16 protein-coding genes and 1 pseudogene are annotated in these 22,540 nt (G+C 18.7%); 12 read left to right on the forward strand and 5 right to left on the reverse strand.

Going from position 1 to position 22,540, the window contains the following annotated elements:
* Positions 1-248: 248 nt before the first annotated feature.
* The gene (locus tag KHD59_RS00385; RefSeq protein WP_213680339.1) at positions 249-614 is read right to left on the reverse strand and encodes an SVM family protein; all 366 of its coding nucleotides are present in this window, start codon (positions 612-614) and stop codon (positions 249-251) included.
* A gap of 443 nt (positions 615-1,057) precedes the next feature.
* Here KHD59_RS00385 and KHD59_RS00390 point away from each other — a divergent pair, with 443 nt between their 5' ends.
* From KHD59_RS00390 to KHD59_RS00400, 3 genes are all read left to right on the forward strand, one after another.
* Entirely contained in the window at positions 1,058-1,765 is a 708-nt protein-coding gene (locus KHD59_RS00390; protein ID WP_213680340.1) for an effector, read from the forward strand.
* 447 nt (positions 1,766-2,212) lie between these two features.
* Complete coding sequence (locus KHD59_RS00395; RefSeq protein WP_213680341.1) at positions 2,213-2,410, forward strand: hypothetical protein; 198 nt, start codon at positions 2,213-2,215, stop codon at positions 2,408-2,410.
* Between the two features lie 17 nt (positions 2,411-2,427).
* The gene (locus KHD59_RS00400; RefSeq protein ID WP_213680342.1) at positions 2,428-2,883 is read left to right on the forward strand and encodes a hypothetical protein; all 456 of its coding nucleotides are present in this window, start codon (positions 2,428-2,430) and stop codon (positions 2,881-2,883) included.
* A 498-nt stretch (positions 2,884-3,381) separates the two neighbouring features.
* On the opposite strand, the gene KHD59_RS00405 is transcribed toward KHD59_RS00400, so the two are convergent.
* Both KHD59_RS00405 and KHD59_RS00410 read right to left on the reverse strand, forming a co-directional pair.
* Positions 3,382-5,136, reverse strand: a complete 1,755-nt coding sequence (locus KHD59_RS00405; RefSeq protein ID WP_213680343.1) for a hypothetical protein — start codon at positions 5,134-5,136, stop codon at positions 3,382-3,384.
* 247 nt (positions 5,137-5,383) lie between these two features.
* A complete protein-coding gene (locus KHD59_RS00410) occupies positions 5,384-5,881 on the reverse strand; it encodes a hypothetical protein (RefSeq protein WP_213680344.1) in 498 nt (165 codons plus the stop codon).
* 1,713 nt (positions 5,882-7,594) lie between these two features.
* On the opposite strand from KHD59_RS00410, the gene KHD59_RS00415 reads away from it, so the two are divergent.
* From KHD59_RS00415 to uvrB, 6 genes are all read left to right on the forward strand, one after another.
* Positions 7,595-8,173, forward strand: a complete 579-nt coding sequence (locus KHD59_RS00415) for a hypothetical protein (RefSeq protein ID WP_193622249.1) — start codon at positions 7,595-7,597, stop codon at positions 8,171-8,173.
* Positions 8,174-9,266: 1,093 nt separating this feature from the next.
* Positions 9,267-10,088: a hypothetical protein gene (locus KHD59_RS00420; RefSeq protein ID WP_213680346.1), complete on the forward strand. Its 822-nt coding sequence runs from the start codon at positions 9,267-9,269 to the stop codon at positions 10,086-10,088.
* 902 nt (positions 10,089-10,990) lie between these two features.
* Positions 10,991-11,548 carry a hypothetical protein gene (locus KHD59_RS00425; RefSeq protein ID WP_213680347.1) on the forward strand — a complete coding sequence of 186 codons (558 nt, stop codon included), beginning with the start codon at positions 10,991-10,993 and terminating at the stop codon, positions 11,546-11,548.
* Positions 11,549-12,097: 549 nt separating this feature from the next.
* Positions 12,098-13,735, forward strand: coding sequence for an excinuclease ABC subunit UvrC (gene uvrC, locus KHD59_RS00430; RefSeq protein WP_213680348.1), 1,638 nt, complete (start codon positions 12,098-12,100; stop codon positions 13,733-13,735).
* A 48-nt stretch (positions 13,736-13,783) separates the two neighbouring features.
* Positions 13,784-16,627, forward strand: a complete 2,844-nt coding sequence (gene uvrA / locus KHD59_RS00435) for an excinuclease ABC subunit UvrA (protein WP_213680349.1) — start codon at positions 13,784-13,786, stop codon at positions 16,625-16,627.
* Positions 16,617-18,584: an excinuclease ABC subunit UvrB gene (uvrB, locus tag KHD59_RS00440; RefSeq protein ID WP_213680350.1), complete on the forward strand. Its 1,968-nt coding sequence runs from the start codon at positions 16,617-16,619 to the stop codon at positions 18,582-18,584. The genes uvrA and uvrB overlap by 11 nt, the downstream gene beginning before the upstream one ends.
* Before the next feature lie 31 nt (positions 18,585-18,615).
* Here the strand turns inward: uvrB and KHD59_RS00445 are convergent, their stop codons facing one another.
* On the reverse strand, positions 18,616-19,194 hold the full coding sequence (locus KHD59_RS00445) for a hypothetical protein (protein WP_213680351.1): 579 nt from the start codon (positions 19,192-19,194) through the stop codon (positions 18,616-18,618).
* A 501-nt stretch (positions 19,195-19,695) separates the two neighbouring features.
* Complete coding sequence (locus KHD59_RS00450; RefSeq protein ID WP_193622189.1) at positions 19,696-20,082, reverse strand: effector protein; 387 nt, start codon at positions 20,080-20,082, stop codon at positions 19,696-19,698.
* 495 nt (positions 20,083-20,577) lie between these two features.
* Between KHD59_RS00450 and KHD59_RS02535 the strand changes: the two genes are divergently transcribed.
* The 3 genes and pseudogenes from KHD59_RS02535 to KHD59_RS00460 form a co-directional block, all read left to right on the forward strand.
* Positions 20,578-20,748, forward strand: coding sequence for a DNA adenine methylase (locus KHD59_RS02535; RefSeq protein WP_349254558.1), 171 nt, complete (start codon positions 20,578-20,580; stop codon positions 20,746-20,748).
* A 155-nt stretch (positions 20,749-20,903) separates the two neighbouring features.
* Positions 20,904-21,296, forward strand: a complete 393-nt coding sequence (locus KHD59_RS00455) for a hypothetical protein (RefSeq protein ID WP_213680352.1) — start codon at positions 20,904-20,906, stop codon at positions 21,294-21,296.
* A 396-nt stretch (positions 21,297-21,692) separates the two neighbouring features.
* Positions 21,693-22,103 (forward strand): annotated as a pseudogene (locus tag KHD59_RS00460) (2,3-bisphosphoglycerate-independent phosphoglycerate mutase); the annotation flags it as partial.
* Positions 22,104-22,540: the final 437 nt, after the last annotated feature.

Here is a 22,540-nt window from a genome sequence, read left to right on the forward strand (position 1 = left end):
CAAGAGAGTAAATTATGGAAAGCCGGATGCTGGGAAACTTGCTTGTCCGGTTTGGACGGGGGCTGATTGTAAATAAAACAGCAAAGATAAATCTTTGAATAAAACGCAATTAATCTATCCGTATTATCATTATGAATATATATTAAATATAAAATTTATAATTTTTATTTTTAAAAAAAATGCATTTGGATAAAAAATCCTCTTATTCTAAGAGGAATTTTTATGGGTTTTAATTTTAATTATTTTGTTTATATAATTTTTATAAATGGTTTTAAATTGAAAGTTACTTTTTTGGTTTTTTGTGAAATGTTTTTGTAAATTTCATTTTTTCTTTCTTTTAATTGGATGTATTGTTGTTCTAATTTTAAAATTTCTTTTGTATCCGCCAAATTTAAATTAGGTTTTTTATGATTTCTAAAATAATATATTTGTTCTTCTAATTGTTTTTGTTGTATTGATAATTCTAATAATTTTATATTCATATTTTTATTATCGGAAATCAGTTCTTGTTTTTTTATCGCCATAACTTGATTATTATTTATCATTAATAATAACCTTAAAATAATAACTAAAAATAATTTTAAGAAACTTAATTTATTTTTTACTAAAACCATTGTCTATCACTCTTTTTATTGTTGTTATATTCCTCGATTGAGAAGAATGTATAAATATATTTAAATTAGCTATTTATATTTTAATATTAATTGTATATTTTTTTTTTTTTTTTTTTTTTTTTGAAAAATTAAATTTGATTTTTAAAAATTCTATTTGAGGTTAAAAAAATAATTATTTTTGATTCTATTAGAAATAAATTATGTTTATTTATCAATTTTAAAATCTTTTTAATAAAATATTAACTAATTATTGTCAAATAATAATTAATTATTAATATAACTTAATAAATTAAAAAAGTAAAACAAACAAAATATTTATTAATTTAATTATATTTTTAATATTAATAAGATAAATTATTATTTATAAAGATAGGTTTTATTATTTTTTTATGTTAAAATTTTTAACAGAAAGCAATTTTCATTAGAAATGAAATAATTTAAAAATGAATAAAATAATAAACAAAAAATTCTTAATAATATTTTTATTACTTATTTTTATTTCAATATTTTATTATCTTTTAACTGTTAAAAAAAATAATTTTTTTATTTTTAATCATCTTCAAAATCATAATTTAGCTCATATTCCTAAAATACTTCAAAGACAACCAAAATCTGAATCTAAAAAAGAAGAAAACTTAAAAATTTTAAATAAATATTATCATTTATTACGTTTTATAGAAAAAATTTATATAAAATATCAAAATAAAGTTGAAAAAATTGATAAAGAGTTAAATTTATATCAAAAAGATTCTTTGAATTTAAATAAAGAGTTACGTCATTATAAAAATTTAGAAAAAATTTTTAATAACAAAATAGTCCAAATCACAAAAGAATTAGATTTGCAAAAAAAAACATTAATAGAACATAAAATTTATTCTTTTAAAAAATCTTCTTTAATGATAGAAGAGCAACATCTTCAAGAATTGAAACAAAAACATGATGACATGAAAAAAATAATACAAGCCAAAAAAGATCAAATTCAACAGACAAAAATAAAAATAATTGAATTGGCAAAAGCTAAAAATATTTATTATGAAACACTATACAATTTAAGCGGTTACCCGGAATCCCAAACTTTAAGCAAACTAACCCATCGCCAGCAGTTGATCAACACTAAAAAATTAATAACGATTCCTGAAAAACAAGAGTAAACAATAAACTAAGAAGCCAAAAATATAAGAAGATAATCTCTTTTTTGTACACTACTAGCAACCAAATAGTTCAGAGGAAACTAAAATAAAAAAGTTATTAAATTTATCATTAATAAACTTATTTTTTTGATTTAGAGAAGAAAATTTTGTAATAGATATCAAATAGATAAATCTAGACTATAGAAATGCTGATAATCTATTTTTATTAACTGACAAATTCGAATAAATAAATATCATATTTATCTTTGATTTTGATTAATTTTTTCTTCTTATTTACTAAAATTATCATATGAGATAATATAACATCAATGTAATATTATTTAAATTTAGAAAAACACAAATAATTCAAAAATTAATGACAAAAAAATCAATAATAATCCTGAAATAAATCAATTATTATGCTTGAAATAAAATTTCAAAATGATATTTACTTGAAATTTGTCATTGATGAACAAAATATATGAAAGTCTTCGAGTTCGCTATCCTTCTATTTATTATGAATTACAAAAAAATGATAGTTTTGTATTATCTAACAAGTTTAAATCATGTTCTATTGAAAAAATAAAAATAATCTTAAAACATTCGGAAGACATTGAAAATATTTTAATTCAAGTACACTACCAAAAAATAAAAACAATCAAATAGAATTTAGTATTCCTTATATGATGCTTTTAACATATAATCAAATAATTGAAATTTTATTAGATAAATATGGAGAAGTTCTTGGAAACTATTTCTTGAACCGGACATGTACTCAAATAAATGAATATATTAAAAGATCTTCAGAAGGTTTACAAATACATCATATTAAAGAAAATGAAATGAAAGGATTATCTAATCCTGAATTTGCTCAACAAGCTCCTTTTAGTTATCAGATGGGGTATAATTTGGTTTATTGTAATTTACTAGAACATTTTTTGTTGCATTGTAAAATTTGGGATCATTCAACTAACCCATTACAAATTGATGTAGAAAAAAATGGAGCTAAAATATTGTTAAATGAATTAAAAAAAATTCATTTTGATAATGCTTGGCAATATCAAAATTATAAACGTAAAGCGGCTCAAACCATTTTTTTCAAAAAAAATAATTTTTTCAATTCCGTAGATTTTTTATAGTTTTACACATAATTAAATCTTGATAAAATATTGAGTAAAACCGGGTTTATAAACAAAAAAACTAAACCATTATTTATTATTTAATCCTGGTAAATTTTTTAGGTGTTCCAAAGTTTAGACACTTTTTAATTTTTAAAAAACTCTTTAAGACTAACTTGATAGTTAGTCTTTTGTGTTTTAAAAATTAAAAAAATTCTTCTTTTTCTCAAAATATTTCAGAATAATTCTAACTTTACAAAAATTATTTAAAAATTTTAAAAATTAAAATTTAATTTTTTTAATATTAGCAAACCTTAAATAATTTTTTTTCAAAGGATTTAAATTGTTCTCAAAAGTGATTTCCGCAAAGTGATAAATTAATTAGCATAATAGATTAAAAATATGGAAAAATATTTAGGTTTACCAATGTCTTCGATAATAATTAATTCATATAAAAACAGAAAATTTTTACTGTTAAATAATAAATTAACTAAGAAAATATTCATTTTTCAATTAATTTTATTTAATATAAGATTCCCAATTTAATATAAGATAAAAAATCATATTTATTAAGAATAAAAATTGCCAATTGGGAATTGCCATTATTTTGATTAAATATTTTTTAATATTTTTCGACATTACAGTTAATGATGAAAATAAATAAATAATCAATGGACCTCCCAGAATTAAAGTAGACCAATAATTTTTTATAAACGGAATTATAATACTGGTTGCATTTAATAATTTTAAAATAATTTTTCCTAAAAAATATAGAAAAAATAGATCAAGAATAATTTTTAACCATCTTTTAGAATGGTTGTAAAAATATAGAAATTTATCCGAAAATTGAGTAGAATTAATTAAAATTATATCATTAAATGAAACAAAATTATTAGTCTTAAAAAGATATTTATAATAAAATTTTTTTAAAATTTCATCAAAAGAATATTTAAAATTAGAATTATTAAGATTAGGTTTACGCAAAGAATAATTACGGATAACTTTTTTTATTAAAGGAGAATAAGATCGATCTTGAAGATTATTATTATTTGATAATTTGTGATTTGTTAAATTTAAATTAATACCAAAAATATCTTTTTCATAAAAATTTTTATTTTTTTGTAATAAAAGTAAATAATCATATTCAAAATCATTTGATCTGAATAGAGAACGAAAAAAACCATTTTCTAATAATTTAATTATTAAATCTACATGTTGACCAGATTTTAGCCTAATTATATTTTGATGATATTCGAAATCTTTATTTAAAGAACTCAAGATATTTTCATCACCAAATATAATAATTTTACCTTTAGAGGATAATGAATTTAACATCATTGGATAAATATTTTTTTGAAAAATTTCTCTTCTTTTTTCGTTATGTAAAAATTCTTGGTAATGATTTTCATAATATTTGGATAATGTATTACCATCACAAATAATTAAATCTAATGTTGGAAAACAAAATTTTTTATTTTCGACATCAACACAAAGTAATTCTTGATTTTTTAATAATAAATTCATACGAGCTAAACTAAAACCTATAGGACGATAACGGGTAAATAAATTATTATTATAATCTGAGATAATACAACCACCATATATATTACCTTTAAAATTTTGATTATGATGTATTTCTAATGCGGTAACAATTTTATTTAATATTAATCCCAAATCATTATCACAAGTCATATCATAAATATTGGCATTTATTAATAATTCTGATCTAACTAATTCAGGTATTAAATGATTAAAAAAATCTAAATTTAGAATCTTTTTATTAGTACTATTTTTTTGTTTTTGATGTTCTTCGATAATATATTGAAATAATTGGTTTAAATTATGAATCGGTATTTGATTAATAATCAACATTATATTCGAAATAAAATTAGGGTCTAATAAAACCAAATTATTTTTATATAAATTTATTTCTCTAAATAAATATTGATATTTATTGTTATTAGAAATATCAATATTATAAAAAGCTTCATGTAAGTTATCAATTAATTCTGCTTCGGTTAATTTTTTATTTATTAATTGGTTAACCAAAGAAGACCAAAATAAATTTACAGGTAAAATAAAATGATTACTAATATTCGTATCCTGAGAATCTTCATATAAATGTTTTTGTTCATATTGGTATGACAAATATTTAAAAGTAATTAAACTGCAAATAGATTCTTGAATATAATGAAATGTTCGCGAATGTTTAGCATATTTTTGTAACAAATGAATTAATTGTTTTTCAGGAACAATACTATCATTTAATAACATTAATTTTAAAATTCCATTTCCGCTATCTTTATTTATAAATAGCTATCTTTTTTTATCATCTAAAAAGGAATTTTCGTTAATATATGTTGTTCTTAAAAATAAATAATAAATTTTTATTATAACTTTAATGTATATTATACTAAAGACAAAAATAAAAATCCATCAAATTGAAAAATATGGATTCATAATTTATAAAATTAATTTAATATGAAATTAATTTCACTAGATGAATCATAAACTTCATTATCTAATGAATCATAACTAATGAATCATAAGTTTCACTATCACTATCTAATGAATCATAAGTTTCACTATCACTATCTAATGAATCATAAGTTTCACTATCTGATGAATCATAATTTTCTTTTTTTGGTGAATCATTATTTTCTTTATCTGATGATTCCGATAATAATGCTTTTGATTTATCATTATCCTTCGTTTTATCAACTTCAGTATTAAGCATTTGTGAATCTTTTATTTCTGTATTACTATTGGTTTCGTAATTTAGTTGATCTTGGATTTGTGTTTTTTCATTATAATTTTTAATAAATTGATTATTTTTGATTTTATTTAATTTATTATTTAAAGATTTAAATTCATTTTCTGTTTTTGTTATTGTTTTTTTAATTTGTATGTTTAAAGAAACATAAATTATAATTAACATTGTTGTGATAAATATTAAATAAATAAAATTAATCAAATATAATAATGTTTTATTATTTTTTGTTTTTTTTGTTTTTTTCATTTTTATAACCTAACCTATAATAAAATAATTCTATTGATTTAATGAATTTTTAATATTTTTAATATTAATGATTATTTACTCATTATTTTAAGACGATAAATTATTATATATATAATAATTTTTATAAAAAATTAACCTTAAAATATTTGTTTTAATTTAAATAATTTGTTTTTTGAAAAAAATTATTCAAATATTATTTATATATTTATTAACAAAAAGTAAATTTTATTTCTTTTTTATTAGTATTATGATCTTTATTTAAAAAATATTTTTGATAAAAATAAAGAAAAAATATCACATTTAATGATAAATATAACTAGATAATACTTTTTTAGTTGGAATTAATTAGTTAATATGAATTTTTAGTATTTCAATAAAATGTTAAAATTTAATTTTATATATTTAGAAAAAATCACGAATAAATATTAAAAATAAATATTTTAATAATAAAAAAATTTTACAATTTTAAAAAAAATTGAACAAATTTTATCAAAAAAAAATATGAAAAAATAGTTAATAATTTCAAAATCCAGTAATTTTTATAATTCTATTCTTAAGTTAATGCAATAAATAATAATTAATTTTAAAATATAAAAGATAGAATAAATTTTATAACGCGAAATTTAATATAAATCGTTAAAATTATCCAAAAATAAATTAATTAATAATAAATTTAATTGGATAATATTTTATTAATTAATAAAGAAGCTAACCAAAATCCATTTATAATAAATTTTATTAAATATAATTATTTCTTGGAATAAATAAATTTTTTATATCAATCAATTCCAATTTTTTATTTATTTTTATAAATTAATTACTACACTTTTTGGCAATTATTTTATGGTATTATCAATATTTTTAATTATATTAATTTTATTTTATAAAAAAGAAGCTAAAAACATTGTGATTAAAATCAAAATATATTGTTTTAAATTTAAAAATTAAAAAAATTGACAAATTTTTTTATTATTAATTATATTTTGTTGCCTAATCATAAAAAATTGAATTAAAAAATTTTTTTATATTACTTATGTAAAAAAATTTTAATTTAATTATTAATTTTTATTTATCATCCTTCATTAACAAAAAACCTTATTAATTTTTTTATTAGTTAATATTTATTGTTGTGTTCGATGGCATTTTCATAATATAAAAATAATAATACCAATAAAAAGCTAAATAAAAAAATATTAAATTAAAATACTATTTTTTTATTTGGCCATTTTATGTTAAAAACTCTTTTTAATTTTATTTTTGTATTTAAAAAAATATTAAATATTTTTATATGTTGAACAAAAATTTATTTTTATTTATGAAATTATATAAATCGTTAATATTTGTAATTGTCCATATTTTAAAAATATAATTTTAATAATAAACACAAAATTATAAATATATAAAATTTTTGCATTTAATATTAATTAATACTTAATATTAAGAATTATTTAATTTTTCATTAATTTAATATTCATTATTAAAAATAAATTATCTTCTTATATATTTTTATTTTTAATAAATCAATTTTACCAAAATAAATTTTAAAAAGCAAAATTTAATTTAAATATTTTAAACATTTTATGTTATAATTATCAATAAATTTTTATTTTAATTCTGATTAGAATAGTTAAAAAATTCGAAAAAAACTTGAATATGGCGAAAATAAAAAAAATATTTTTCCTTATTATTATTGTAGTATTATGGTATATTTTAATGTTTAAAAATATTTTTTTAATACACAATAACTTAAAAAATAAATTAGATCAACAAAAAATACAAATACAAAAAAATTCTGAAATCAATGTTAGCGATCAAAAATATACAATCAAAGAAAATTCACAAAATTTTAAAGATAAAAATTTATTAGATTTTATAGAAAAAATTTATTTGCAACTTCAGAATAAAATTCATACAATCGATGATGAATTAAAAAAATGTCAAACAAAAAATTATAATTTGAATGAACAATTTGTGCATAATTATAAAAAATTAGAAGAAATTAACCAAAAAATAAGTCAAATAACAAATTCATTAAATAAAAAACAACAAACGTTAATTCAAAATAAAATTTCTACTTTTAAAGTAGATTCTTTAACGCCACTGCAACAACAAATTCACCATCTTAGAAAAAAACAATCACAATTAGCAGAAGAAATAAAAAATATTAAGATTCAAATAAAAACAATAAAAAAAGATAAAATTGACTTAGAACAAGCTAAATCTATTTATCATTTGGTACTATACGAATTAAGCCAATACAATAATAATATAACTATAACTATCGAAAATTAATAGTTTTAACTAACAAATATATTTATTTTAAATATTAATTCGGATTATTTTTAATCTTAAATTACTAATTTTATTTTTCAAAATTTACTTTTATATTTTTTTACTAATTAAATTTAATTATTTATATTCTAGTTAAATTAAAGAGATGATGTAAAATAGTATTAAAAAACAAATCCAAATTATTTTTATAACATAAAAATAGTTCTGGATTATTTTATGTATTTTAAATTAAATTGGTTAATTAAATTTGTTATATTTTGATTAAAAATTAATTATTATAATTTTAATTTATTTTTTAAAGTCTTCAATATATAATTAATTTTATTAATTTTTTTAAACAATAATTTTCGTATTTAACTAAAATATAACCCAATAATTAGATAACTATTAATAAGAATTGGATTAATTAGCAGGTTTTATTAGATATTTGCGATATAAGCAATTAGTAATAATCCTAAAAGTAAAAAAATATTATAAAAAAACATTATAAAATGATCGTTAATCTTTAAAATAATAAACAAAAAGTTATATTCAGAGATTTAAATAAAAATGTGCTATTAAAATACAACAAAATGCAATCAATTTTTTTAAATTTAAAATTTTAAAAAGTATAGTAGTCAAATAAATTGATTAAAATAGTGAATAGATATAGTTAAATTAGGATAATTTCCCAATAATAATACAACCTTAATTAATCTAAGAAATATTAATTATTAAAAAATTAATATTTAATATTAAATTTTATATTAATAAATTATTAAAAAAATTTATCCAAATATAATAGTATATTTGTATATGACTATATCAATAAATTAACAAAAAATATTAATTATATGTCAATTGTTAATAAAGTATTAAAGTGACATCCTATCAAAGCTAAAATTATATTAATAATAAAATTTTAATTTTTAACAATAGCTTTTAATTATAAATAATGAAAAAATACCATGTTTAAAACAATTAAAATATTAAATTATAATTTTCATTTTTATTAACTAAAAAATTAATAAACTTTGATCAATAAATTAAATATATTTAACCCGGGGATTAATATCTTGAAAATTAATAAAAATTTTTTTAAAAGGAAACAAATATGAAATTTATTAAATTATCAAAAAAAAAATTAATATTTGTAATTATTATTTCAATAATATTATTATTGATAATTTTAACTAATATTGATTTATTAAAATCAAAAAATCAATCTTATCAAAAATCTCATTTATCTTCTGATCAATTAAAACAACTTAATTTATCTCAAAATTTATTTTCATCTGAATTAAAAATTAATAATTATGACAATTCTGGAAATGTTAAATCTTATATTTTTTCAAAAGATTATAAGAGTATAAATGAATTTTTAGATAATATTACTGAACAAGATAAACCAGAAATTCAATATATTAAAAAATTATTTTTAATATATATATCAGAATTAAATTATATTAATAATTCAATAGAAGATTATCAGAATGAAATTATAAAACTTAAAAATAAATTAGATTTTATCCCTATCACAATAAATTCATTAGAGCAAAAAATTGAAAAATTACAAGAAAATCGAAAAGAAATTAACAATAATATAAATATTAAAAAAATACAACAACAAAATAAAAAAAGCGAATTACAAACACAAGGTATAACTGTTTATAATAATCAAGAAATTAATAATATAGAAAAACAAATCGCAAAATTAATAGCACAAAAAGAATCAACCTTAAAACAAATAAGTTCCATTAGATTAGAAAAACAAAATTTACAAAATCTTGAAATAATAGTGCATCAAAAAATAAAATTATACCAGGATCAATATATAAAATTAAATTCCTTATTAAATCAAAAATTTCAACTTTATATGCAAAATTTTTTTATATTTAAAGATTTATATATAAATTCAAAATCTAATCAAAATTAAAAATAAAAACATATTAAATTTAATATATAAAGGATAGTTATTTTTAATTTAATTATTTTTTAATTCTTAAACAAATACGAAATATATATTTTTTTGTTATGTCTTAAAAATTAATAAAAAAAATAAAATCATTAAATTATTATATTATTATTTGAATTTTATATTTGAGTTTTAATGCTAAATAATTTATTAATAATTAATTATTCAGATTAACTTTAAAAGTTAATCTTTATTATTTTTTTATAAGAAATAAAAAATTTAATATGTATAAAGTTATCAAGTTACTTTGATAGTTAGCAAAGTAAATTTTTAATTTTATTTTTATATCATTTATTAATCTAATTAAAAAATTTTAATTTAGTAATTGAAATAATTTATAATAAATTTATAAATATAGAGTATCGAATATAACTTAGTTAAATTCAAAAAGTTTATAAAGGAAGAATGTCAAAAAGTCGATTATAAAACGCTTTAAAATTAAAAAATATTAAATATTTAATAAAATAAATAATTATAAAATAATACTAAAATATTAAAAAAAAATTATTTTCATAATAAAAAATAAGATAAAAAACATTTAAATGAAAAATATTACCAAATCAATAAATATAATAAGCGATGAAATGTTTTAAAAAATATCAAAATTATCATGAAAATTAAATAAGATTTTTAATAGTTATGTTATATTAATTTATTTAAAATATTTAATTATATTATATAATATTAATATATTTATTTGTAATTATCTACAAAAATCATTAGCAATATTAAAAAGGGATATTGAATTAACAAATTAAAAATAATTATAATAAATACCCCCCAAATAAATCCTTCTCTAAAGTTAACTATCTCTATATAAAATATTTAGTTAAAATTTAAATAACAAGGGGTATAAATTTTTTATGTTGCAATTAAAAATCAAATTAACTTTATTTTATTCAACTTTATTTATTGTTGGTTTTGGATTTTTATGTATTTCTAATAATAACCAAGTTATAGCAATGAATAATAATAATTTATACCAAAATAATTATGTTATTCAGGATGTTAATATCCATGAATTTAATGAATTAGAAAATTTATTATTACAATATAATGCTATAAACCAACAAATTAATAATATTTTGAATAATTTCCAAGATATAGATGTTAATCATTTATTAAAAGAAATTACCGAAATACATAACAAAATAACAACTATTCAAAGAAAAAAAATACATTTTCAAGAACTAATATTAAGAGTTTTGGATAATAAAATGACAATAATCGAATTAGAAAGAAAACATTCATCATTAATACAAAAAATGATGGAATCTATAGATATTATGGACTTTTATGTTAATCAAACGCAAATTAATAAATTACGAAATATTCAAATCAAAATCGATCAAAATCGACAACAAATGATGCTTATTAAAAATCAAATGTACAATTATCAAAATCAAATAAATAATATATAAAGAAATTGCCAATTTAAAATAATATTAATTTATATATACTATAAATAATTTGTAATAAATATTATTTTTAACATAAAAATCCCTTTTCTGATGCAAAAAAAGGGGATTTTTATTTTTTATTATTAATTTTTTTTAAAAATTAAAATATCAAAATATTATAAAAAATAATAAATAAAATATTATTAATTTTTTTAAAAAATATTTTAAAATGTAAAATAAATATAGAAAAATTTTTTTATTTTCGTGATTTTATTATCACTAACAATTACCAAAAATTAAATTTAATATACCTTGATTTATAACAAAAATAACACCTATATGAAATTATGTTAATAATAAAACTTGCCTTTTTATTGTTTTTCAGTTATTATAAGGTTAATATTAAATTCAACAAAATTACTAAATATTTTTTATTTTAAAATAAATTAAATTGGCATCTGTATATGGTGCCTTTTTTAGTAAAAAACTATTTAAATCAATAAATAGGATGGATAATTTAAAATTATTTAATTTTCTAAAAAATATTTAAATATGGTTATTAAACGAAATATGTCTTTAAAAATAACAAAAAATAAAATTAATGTTCTTTTATTAACTAAAATTAATAATTTGCCTCGAAAACCTGGTTGTTACTTATTTAAAAATTGTTATAATAATATTATTTATATCGGAAAAGCCAAGAATTTATTTTCAAGAATTAAAAGTTATTTTTATTTAAAGAATCATAATTCAAAAACTAGTAATTTAATTCAAGAAATATGCGATGTAGAATATATTATTACTCATAATGAAGTAGAAGCTTTTATATTAGAAGCTAATTTAATTAAAAAACATATACCGAAATACAATTTTAAACTGTTAGATGATAAAAATTATGCTTATATTGAAATTACTAACGAAAAACACCCCCGTTTAAAAATTTCTTATTATAAAAAAGTTCCTGAAAAAACTAGAGTATTTGGTCCTTATCCATATAATAATAGCATGAAAGAAACAGTACGTTTATTGCATAAAATTTATCCTTTAAGACGTTGTCAACCGATTTCTAAAAAACCTTGTCATTATTATCAAATTAATGAATGTTTAGGTCCTTGTTGTCCTAATAATAAATATATTGATTATTCTTTGAATATTAGAGGAATTAATGATTTTTTACAAGGAAAAAATAAAAATATTTTTAACAAAATTAAAAATGAAATTAAACAAGCTATTAAAACATTAAATTTTGAAAAAGCACAAGAATATCAAAAAATTTTAGAACATTTAAAAAATATTACTATTAAACAATTTATTGAATTAAAACCTAATCTAAGCTGCGATATTATTGGTTTTTGTTTTAATAAAAACGAAATTTCTTTGTATATTTTCAAAATGTATCAAGGAAAAATTCAAGAACATTATCAGATAGTATCGGAATATATCGATGATCCCATTGATAATATGATTACTTATTTACATTTATATTATCAAAACAATTTATTACCTAAAAAAATTATTTTAAATCCGGATTTAATTACAAAAAAACCCGAAATAAAAAAAATAATTAATACTAAGTTTTCAGTAAAATTTAACACAGAAGAAAAACAAATAAAAGAATTAGCTCAAAAAAACGCAGAAGAAAATTTAAATAAATATAATTTATTATATAGCGCTAAATTAGAAGCTACAACAATAGCTTTAAGTGAATTATCAAAATTGTATCAAAAAAATATTAATTATATTGAAGTTTTTGATATTTCGCATTCTTTTGGTAAATATTTTGTGAGTGGCATTATTGTGTTTAAAAATTATCAATTACAAAAAAAATCTTATTGTGCTTTCCGTATTAAACAAACTTACCCAAATGAATATAATTCTTTAGCAGAAGCTATTGAACGCCGATATCAAAAATTAATTAATCTTAATTTACCCCTTCCGGATTTAATTTTAGTTGATGGCGGCATAGGGCAATTTAATATTAGTCAAAAAATTTTAAAAAATTTCATAAAGGAATTTAATTTAGGTGCTTTAAAAAAAAATAATAAACATCAATTGGAAAGTTTAATTTTATCTAATAAAGAGATTTTATTAAATAAAAAAAGTTTTTTATTTCGTTTTTTATTTTTTTTAAGTGAAGAGGTTCATAATTTTACTATCAATTTTCACAGAAAAATCAATAATCAAGAAAATATTGGCAATCTTATTTAATTTAAAATTAAAAAAATATTTAAATTTTACATATTATAAAGGATATTTATGGATAATCAAAATTTTAGTTATTTACAGGATAAAATTATAATTAAAGGTGCTCGAGAAAATAATTTAAAAAATATCGATGTTGAAATTCCCAAATTTAAGTTAGTAGTTTTTACTGGTATTTCAGGTTCTGGAAAAACTTCTTTAGTTCAAAATATTTTATATCAAGAAGGTAAAAGAATTTATTTAGAATCTTTAAATTTTTATGATCGTAAATTTTTTCAATTTGCAAAAAAACCTAATATTAATTTTATTTCAGGTTTAGCTCCAGTAATTAATATTGAAAAAAAAAAAATTGTTAATAATTCTAAAGATACTGTTGGCACTATTACAGAAATTTATCATTATTTACAATTAATTTATGCGCATATAGGTGTTTATTACGATATACAAAATCATCAACCTTATCAAAAATATAATATAGAACAAATAATGAATAAATTATTAAATTTTTTTAACAACCAAAAAATTATAATTTTATCTCCATTACATGATAATCAAAAAAAGATATTTCATTCAATCATTTTAAAGTTAATAAAAGAAGGTTTTAATCGTTTTTTAATTAATAACAATTTTTTTACCTTTAATAACATTAAAGAAATTGATTATTTAGAAATAAATGAAATAAATAATATTTTTATAATTATTGATCATTTAACTATAAACAATCAAATAAAAACACGTTTAATTTCTTCTTTAGAATTAGCTATAAAATTTAATAAACAGAAAATATTAATTATGTTACCAAATCAACAAATAATATCTTTTGATTTAGATTATAATGATGGCAAAAACTCTTTAACTCAATTAGAAAATAAAATGAATTTATTTTCTTTTTATAAAAAAAGAGGAATTTGTAATCATTGTAAAGGTTTAGGCAGTATAATGATTTTTGATGAAAAATTAATTTTAGATCAAAATAAATCTATTTTGGATGGAGCTATATTGCCTTTTGAACAACAAAATAATCCGACAGAAAATATTCAAGACAAATTAAAAGGTTTTTTAGATACATATAAAATTGACGTTAATTTGCCTTTAAACCGAATGAATAAATTTATCATTAATATTTTATTATATGGTCCTGATAAATTACCTAATGAAAGTTTAAAATTTCCTATCGGAATTATTCCTATTCTAGAATATTATCAAACAAATTTTGCTAATTATGATAATATTCAAAATTGGTTAAACCAATTTAAATCTTTAACTGTATGTCCTGATTGTTCTGGAGCTAGATTAAATAAATATGCTTTATCTTATCAAATTAATAACAAAAATATTTATGAATTAACCAATTTAACTGTCAATGAATTATTAAATTTTCTAGAAAATATAACATTAAATTCGATAGCCAAAATCAATACCCAAGATGCCTTGACAGCTATTAAGAAACGTTTAAATTTATTAAAAAAATTAGGTTTAGAATATTTAAATTTAAATCGAAATATTAGTTCTTTATCCGGGGGCGAAATACAAAGAATTAAATTAATTAATCAGCTTGCTTCTCGATTAACAGGAGTTATTTATATCATTGATGAACCATCTGTCGGTCTACATCCATATAATAATATTCAACTAATCAAGATTTTACGTCAATTAGTAAATCTAGGTAATACTGTATTAATTATAGAACATGATCAAGAAATTATATTATCTGCAGATTATATTATTGATTTAGGCCCTGAAGCTGGTAATAAAGGTGGTAATATTGTAAGTTATGGAAAAATAAATAATATTTTAGAAGATAAAAATAGTTTAACAGGTAAATATTTAAAAAAAATTTATTCTTTTGAAAACATAATAAAACCAAAAATATCTTCTACAAACGTTATTCAAATAAGAAATGCTTGCGTTAATAATTTAAAAAATATTAATATTGATATACCTTTAAATATATTCGTTGTGATTACTGGTTTTTCTGGATCAGGAAAATCAACTTTACTTAATGAAGTTATATATAAAGGTTTAAAAAAAATTAAAAATTCTACAAATATTACACCTGGTTTTAATCAAGTTATTTTTTCAGAAAATCAAAATAATTTCAAAGATATTATTCATATAGAATCGCCAAATTTTAATAAAATTATTAAATATCATTTAATTAATTATTTAGGAATTTCAGAAATTGTTAGTAACTTATTTTCTCAATCTCCTGAAGCAAGAGCTAAAGGTTATAACAAACGCCGTTTTATTTTAAATTCTGTTTCTGCTTTTTGTCATGCTTGTCAGGGAGAAGGTGTTAAAAAAATCTTTATGGGTTTTTTACCTAATATTATAATTACCTGTGATCAATGTCAAGGTAAAAGATTTAATTCTGAAACCTTAACTATTAGATATAAAAATCAAACTATTGCTAATATTTATGACATGAATATATCCGAAGCATATATTTTTTTTCATAATCATAAAAAAATTAAAATTGTTTTAGAATTGTTAATTAGCGTAGGATTAAATTATTTAAAATTAGGTAATAAATTAGATAATTTATCAGATGGCGAAAAACAAAGATTGATTTTAATTAAAAAAATATATAAAAATTATTTTTCGAAAAATATTTATATATTGGATGAACCGACAAAAGGATTACATTTTTTTGAAATTGAAAAATTAATGTCTTTAATACGTACATTAATTAATCAACAAAATACAGTAATTATGATTGAACATAATATAAATATTATTAAAAATGCTGATTATATAATCGACTTAGGACCTCAAGGAGGAAAAAATGGTGGTTATATTGTAGCTAAAGGCGATATAGAAGAAATTATCAATAATCCGGATAGTTATACTGGTCAATATTTAAAAAAAATAAGGGATAAATCTCATAATGAAATTTAAATTAAAAAGTTTATATAAACCGAGTGGTGATCAACCTCAAGCTATTAAACAATTATTAAATAATTTTTATAAAGGGGAAAAGGAGCAAATAATTTTAGGTGCTACAGGTACTGGAAAAACTTTCACCATTGCTAATATTATTAATCAACTCAATAAAAAAACTTTAATAATTGCTCATAATAAAACTTTAGCGGGACAAATTTTTAATGAATTAAAAGAAATGTTTCCTGAAAATAAAGTGGAATATTTTATTTCTTATTATGATTATTACCAACCAGAATCTTATGTTGTATCTCGTGATGTTTATATCGAAAAAGAAAAAATTATTAATGAAGAAATAGTAGAATTACGTCATAATACTATTAACGCTTTAATTGATAATAATGATGTTATTGTAGTATCATCTGTATCTTGTATTTTTGGAATTGGAGATATAGAAGATTATAAAAATTCTATTTTATATTTACATCAAAATCAAAACTATCCTATGGATGCGTTATTTAAAAAATTAATAGAATTACAATATTGTAGAAATGATTTACAATTAAAAAATGGTAATTTTCGTGTTCATGGTAACATTTTGGATCTTATAAATTCTAATTTAAAAAAAGAAGCAATTCGTTTAATTTTCGAAGATAATAAAATTCAAAATATTCAAATTTTAAATATGATAGATGGCACTATTGTTAAAGAATTAACTAAAGTGATCATTTTTCCTGCTTCTATTTATGCAACTAATCCTAAAAAATTAAAAGAAAGCATTAAAAGAATTAAAATAGAATTAACTAAACGGATTAAATACTTTAAATCCCAAAATCAAATTTTAGAAGCTCAAAAAATTGAAACAAAAACTAAATATGATCTAGAAATGTTAACAGAGTTAGGTTATTGTAAGGGTATTGAAAATTATTCAAGACATATATCTTTAAAAAAAAAAGGGGAACCTCCAACTACTTTAATTGATTATTTTGGTTCAGATTTTTTAATTATTATTGATGAATCTCATATTACTATTCCGCAAATTAAAGGTATGTTTTTTGGAGATTACTCGCGGAAACAAAAATTAATTCAATATGGGTTTCGTCTACCTAGCGCTTTAGATAATAGACCATTAAAATTTAAAGAATTTGAACAAAAAATAGATAAAATCATTTATTTATCAGCAACACCAGGAAAGTATGAATTAAACAAAAATATTCCTATAGTAGAGCAAATAATTAGGCCAACTTTTATTTTAGAGCCTCAAATTGAAATTAGATCAACTCAAAATCAAATGCATGATTTATTTGAAGAAATAAAAAAACGCCAAATCAAAAATGAAAAAGTTTTAGTAACTACTATCAGCATTAATTTTAGTGAAGATTTAAGTTTTTATTTAAAAAAAATGGGTATCAAAGTGACTTTTTTACATAGTAAAATTCCAGCTTTACAACGTTTACAAATTTTACAAAAATTACGTATGGGAATTTATGATTGTTTAATTGGAGTTAACTTATTAAGGGAAGGTTTAGATTTACCGGAAGTTTCTTTAATGATTATTTTAGACGCTGACAAAGCTGGATTTTTACGAAATGAAAGTAGTTTGATTCAAATAATTGGTAGAGCTGCTCGCAATATTCAAGGCCAAGTAATTATGTATGCAGATAACATTACAGATGCTATGAAAATAGCTATTGCCGAAACCAATAGACGACGAATTATTCAGCAAGAATATAATCAAAAATATCATGTTAATCCTCAAATTATTAATAAAAAGATAAATATTAATAATTTTAGTCAAAATCATCAAAAAGATTTTATGAAGGAAATCAATCTTGATCCTAAAAATGTTACTAAAAAAGAATTAATTAAATTAAAAAAATTAATGAAAGAAGCGGTTAAAAAATTAGATTTTGATAAAGCCATTTTTTATAGAGATTTAATCATTTCAATTAATAAAAATAATTCCATTTTATAATGATTTTAACATTATAAATTTTATAATTTATTTATTCTAATTCATAAAAAGAATATAATTTTTTTTGTAATTTGTCTTTTTGTTTAGCTAATGTTTCATTAGAATGTTTAACAAAATTGAATTTAATATTTTCGAAGTTTTGAAAACGTTCTTGGTTAAATTGATATTGTTTTTTTAAATTATTAATTATTAATAACGATCTGTTTTTATCGATATCATTCGATTTTTTTGATAATTTATCTTCTAATGTTTCAATTTTTGATTTTATTAACTTTTCTTTGTTCATTAAATTATTAATTTTAAAATCTAAATTATCAATATAATTTTTATCTCTTTTAATTTTAACTTTTAAAAAAAAACTCCATTGATTTTTTATTTTGTTAATTATTTTTTCTTCTTCGTCAGTATTGTTTGCCATTGATAATGTTTTATCACAATTTTGTTCAAAAATATATTTTTGTATTGTTTCGAAATCTTTTAAATTAATTTTAAATTTATAAAAATCTGAAGAAATTTTTTCTTTTTTTTCAGTATTATTTGATGTTTCGGCAATATCATTTTTTAAAATTTGCGATAAATATAAATTAATATAATCGCTTTTTTTTATCATAAAAAAATATTTTATTAAAAAAATAAAAATAATAATAAACAATAAAATGCATAAATTAAAAGTTGAAAAATTTTTTTTAAAACTCATTATCATCTATTTCTTTTTCCAAATTGATATAAATTAAAAATTAATTAAATAAAAATAATTTTAAAGTTATTATATTAATAATTTTTTTTAAATATAAATATATTAAATTTTTTAAAAAAATTATTTTTATTTTTTCATATTAAAATGATAGCCTCCCGCAAATAATAAATAAAAAATTTTTCCTAATATTTAGGCTTTAATAATATTTTAAAAAAATATTAAAATTATTTTTTCTGATAATAATAAAAATTAATTTTCAGTTGTCATTAATTTATCTTTGTTATTTATTGATAAATATTTATTTGCAAAAGCGGGAGGTACATTTTAAAATGTTTTGTATCTATTATCACATTTAATGCAAATATAATGATAACTTAATTAAAATTAATATTTAATCTAATTATAAATTAATATTTAATTATTTTTTAGAAATATACAATACATATTATTAGCGCCATTACCCATATGTTTTAATTCTTGCAAATTATATGTATCATCTTGGCCATGTCTAATTCCGCCATCAAAAAAAACACCTAATAAATTTGGGTCTGGATCTTTAATTTTCCAAATCATGCTGAAATCTTGTAAATCTTCATTATAACGAGCGCTTTGTAAACTCCAATCGAAATATTTATTAAATACGGCATGTTGTTTTAAAATATCAATATTGCCAATAGATACATGAACAATTCTAGTTTGGCCAATAAATTCCTCTCTTGGCGGCATAGCTACAACTACATTTTGGTAGTTATACATATTTAGAACTATAAATAAAAAAGTTAAATACCATAAACTTCGCATATTTTTTTAAATAATACCCCTTTTTTTGTTTTCAATCAGAAACTAAATCTAACTAATTTACAATTTATATTCTATATTACTTTAAAAATTTTTCAATAAAAAAATAAAAATTATTTTTTAACAAGCCGATTTAAAATTAATTAATTTTTAATATAAAAATAGATAACATTTAAATATATAAAATTTTTCATTTACAATAATATTTTATTATTTTACCGAAAAATCATCAATTATAAATTATACATATTGAAAGTAATTTTTTTGACATTATTAAGTAATCACTTTTTTATATTTTAATTTATAATTTATGAATAATAATAAGATCTTTTTATTATTATATATCCAAAATTATAATATTTAAATTAATTAAGCATAGATTCTCAAAATAAATATAATTATGATAAAAAACAATAAACGGTAATTAAATAATAATTTATTGATTAATTGTATATAAAGTAATTAAAATGAAAGCAAAAAAAGTGCATTAAACCATTTATAAAATGGGTAGGAGGTAAAAGTCAATTATTATCTTTTTTAAATGTTATTATAAATTTTGAATATAATACATATTTTAAACCTTTTCTAGGGGTAGGTAGTGTTTTACCACAAAAAGCTAATTTGTCTGATATTAACCTTAATAATTGCTTGGCAAACATTAAAAAATAATTCTTTTGATGTGCTTGAGTTACTAAAAAAACATGTCGAAAAATTAAATCACGAAAAAAATAATTTTATTATAATTCGTGTAGTCAAAATCCAGCTTTATTAGATGATGTGCAAAAAAAATATTCTTTTTATTTTTCTTAATAAAAATTGTTTTAATGGTTTATATCCTGTTAATTTCGAAAATAAATTTAACACTCCTGTTTAATGGCAAAGACAAAATTACTTTATCTAATATTATCAATGAAAATAATTTAAACAAGATAATTACTTTTTTAAAAGATCATAAAAATAAAATTTCTTTTTTTCACAATGATTATAAAAAAATTATTGCACAAGCTCAAAAAAATGATTTTATTTTTTGCAACCTCCCTTATGATTATGACACCAAAACTTTTAATAGTTATAGCATTGAAATATTTGATAAAGATCATCAAAAAGAATTATGCGAAAATTTAAAAGCGGCTCATGTCAGAGGAGTTAAATGGATATTAACTAATCACGATACTACTCTAATTAATTTTTTTATATCAATCTTTTTATTTGATTAAAATTCCTGTTGATCGGTTTATTAATTATCAAAGCATTAATCGTAAAAATCAAACTTATGAAATGATTATTACTAATTTTAATTTAAATCAAAAAACAGCATCAAAAAATAAAAAATTTATTATTTTTAAAAGATTTAAAAAACGAAATTATTTATTAAATGATTTTTTTTACAGATTTAAAAATATATAAGTAGAAATCAAAAAAATATAAACCAAGATATAATTTCAAAATTTATATTAAATTATTTTTTGATTTTTTTGTTTAAAAAATGTTAGTTTTCATTTAATAGTTCATTATTTTGCAATATTTGACATTCTTTTTTATATTTTGGTAGGATGGTGATGTCTACAGTGATAAATTCATAATTAACCAAAAATAAAATAAAGAGGTATTAAATGCGGAATTTTGTAGGATTAATTATTTTAGACGGATTAGGTTTATCAATGCAACAAAAATGTAATGCTGTTGCGCAAGCTAAAACTCCTTATTTAGATTATTTATTTTCTAATTTTCCTTCTAATATGTTGCAAGCTTCAGGTGAAGCAGTTGGATTACCTGCTCAACAAATGGGTAATAGTGAAGTAGGGCATTTAAATTTAGGAGCTGGTAGAGTAGTTCATCAATCTTTAACTTATATTAATAGAAAAATTAAAGATGGTAGTTTTTTCAAAAATAAATGTTTTTTAAAAGTAATTCAACACGTTAAAACGAATAAAAGTAAATTACATTTATTGGGTTTGGTGTCTGATGGAGGAGTCCATTCGCATTTAGATCATTTTAAAGCTTTATCGATGGGCGCCAAAGAAGCCTAAATATCGTGTGATTTAACCAATCACCAGTGCGATAAACACTGAAAGGCTAAGAACGGTTCTTTAAAGGAAACAATAAAGAATTACAGCAGTTCTTAAAAGCGGGTTGCGACGAAGTAGTTAGTCAAAAAGATTCCGCCACCTAATAATCCCATGGATAAGCCTGAAATGGCCTAAGAAGCTAAGAAGATGTAATAAGCTAACCTATCTCGCAAACTACTATAAGTGAGCAGTTCAGAGTCTATCAATATTATATCGATATATTGGATAGTTTATCAGTTAAAAACCTGGAATCTCACCATTAGTAAATGGTCACTTCCCCTAACGGATTAAGGTCGATATTTAGAGTAACTTGGAGAATCCTAAAGGCTAGTTATTAAATTAACTAATAATGAAATAAAAGTCATTAGGCCCAAGGATAAAGCGACTTTTTA

Source organism: Sesame phyllody phytoplasma (genome assembly GCF_018390775.2).
GTDB classification, from domain to species: domain Bacteria; phylum Bacillota_I; class Bacilli_A; order Acholeplasmatales; family Acholeplasmataceae; genus Phytoplasma; species Phytoplasma australasiaticum.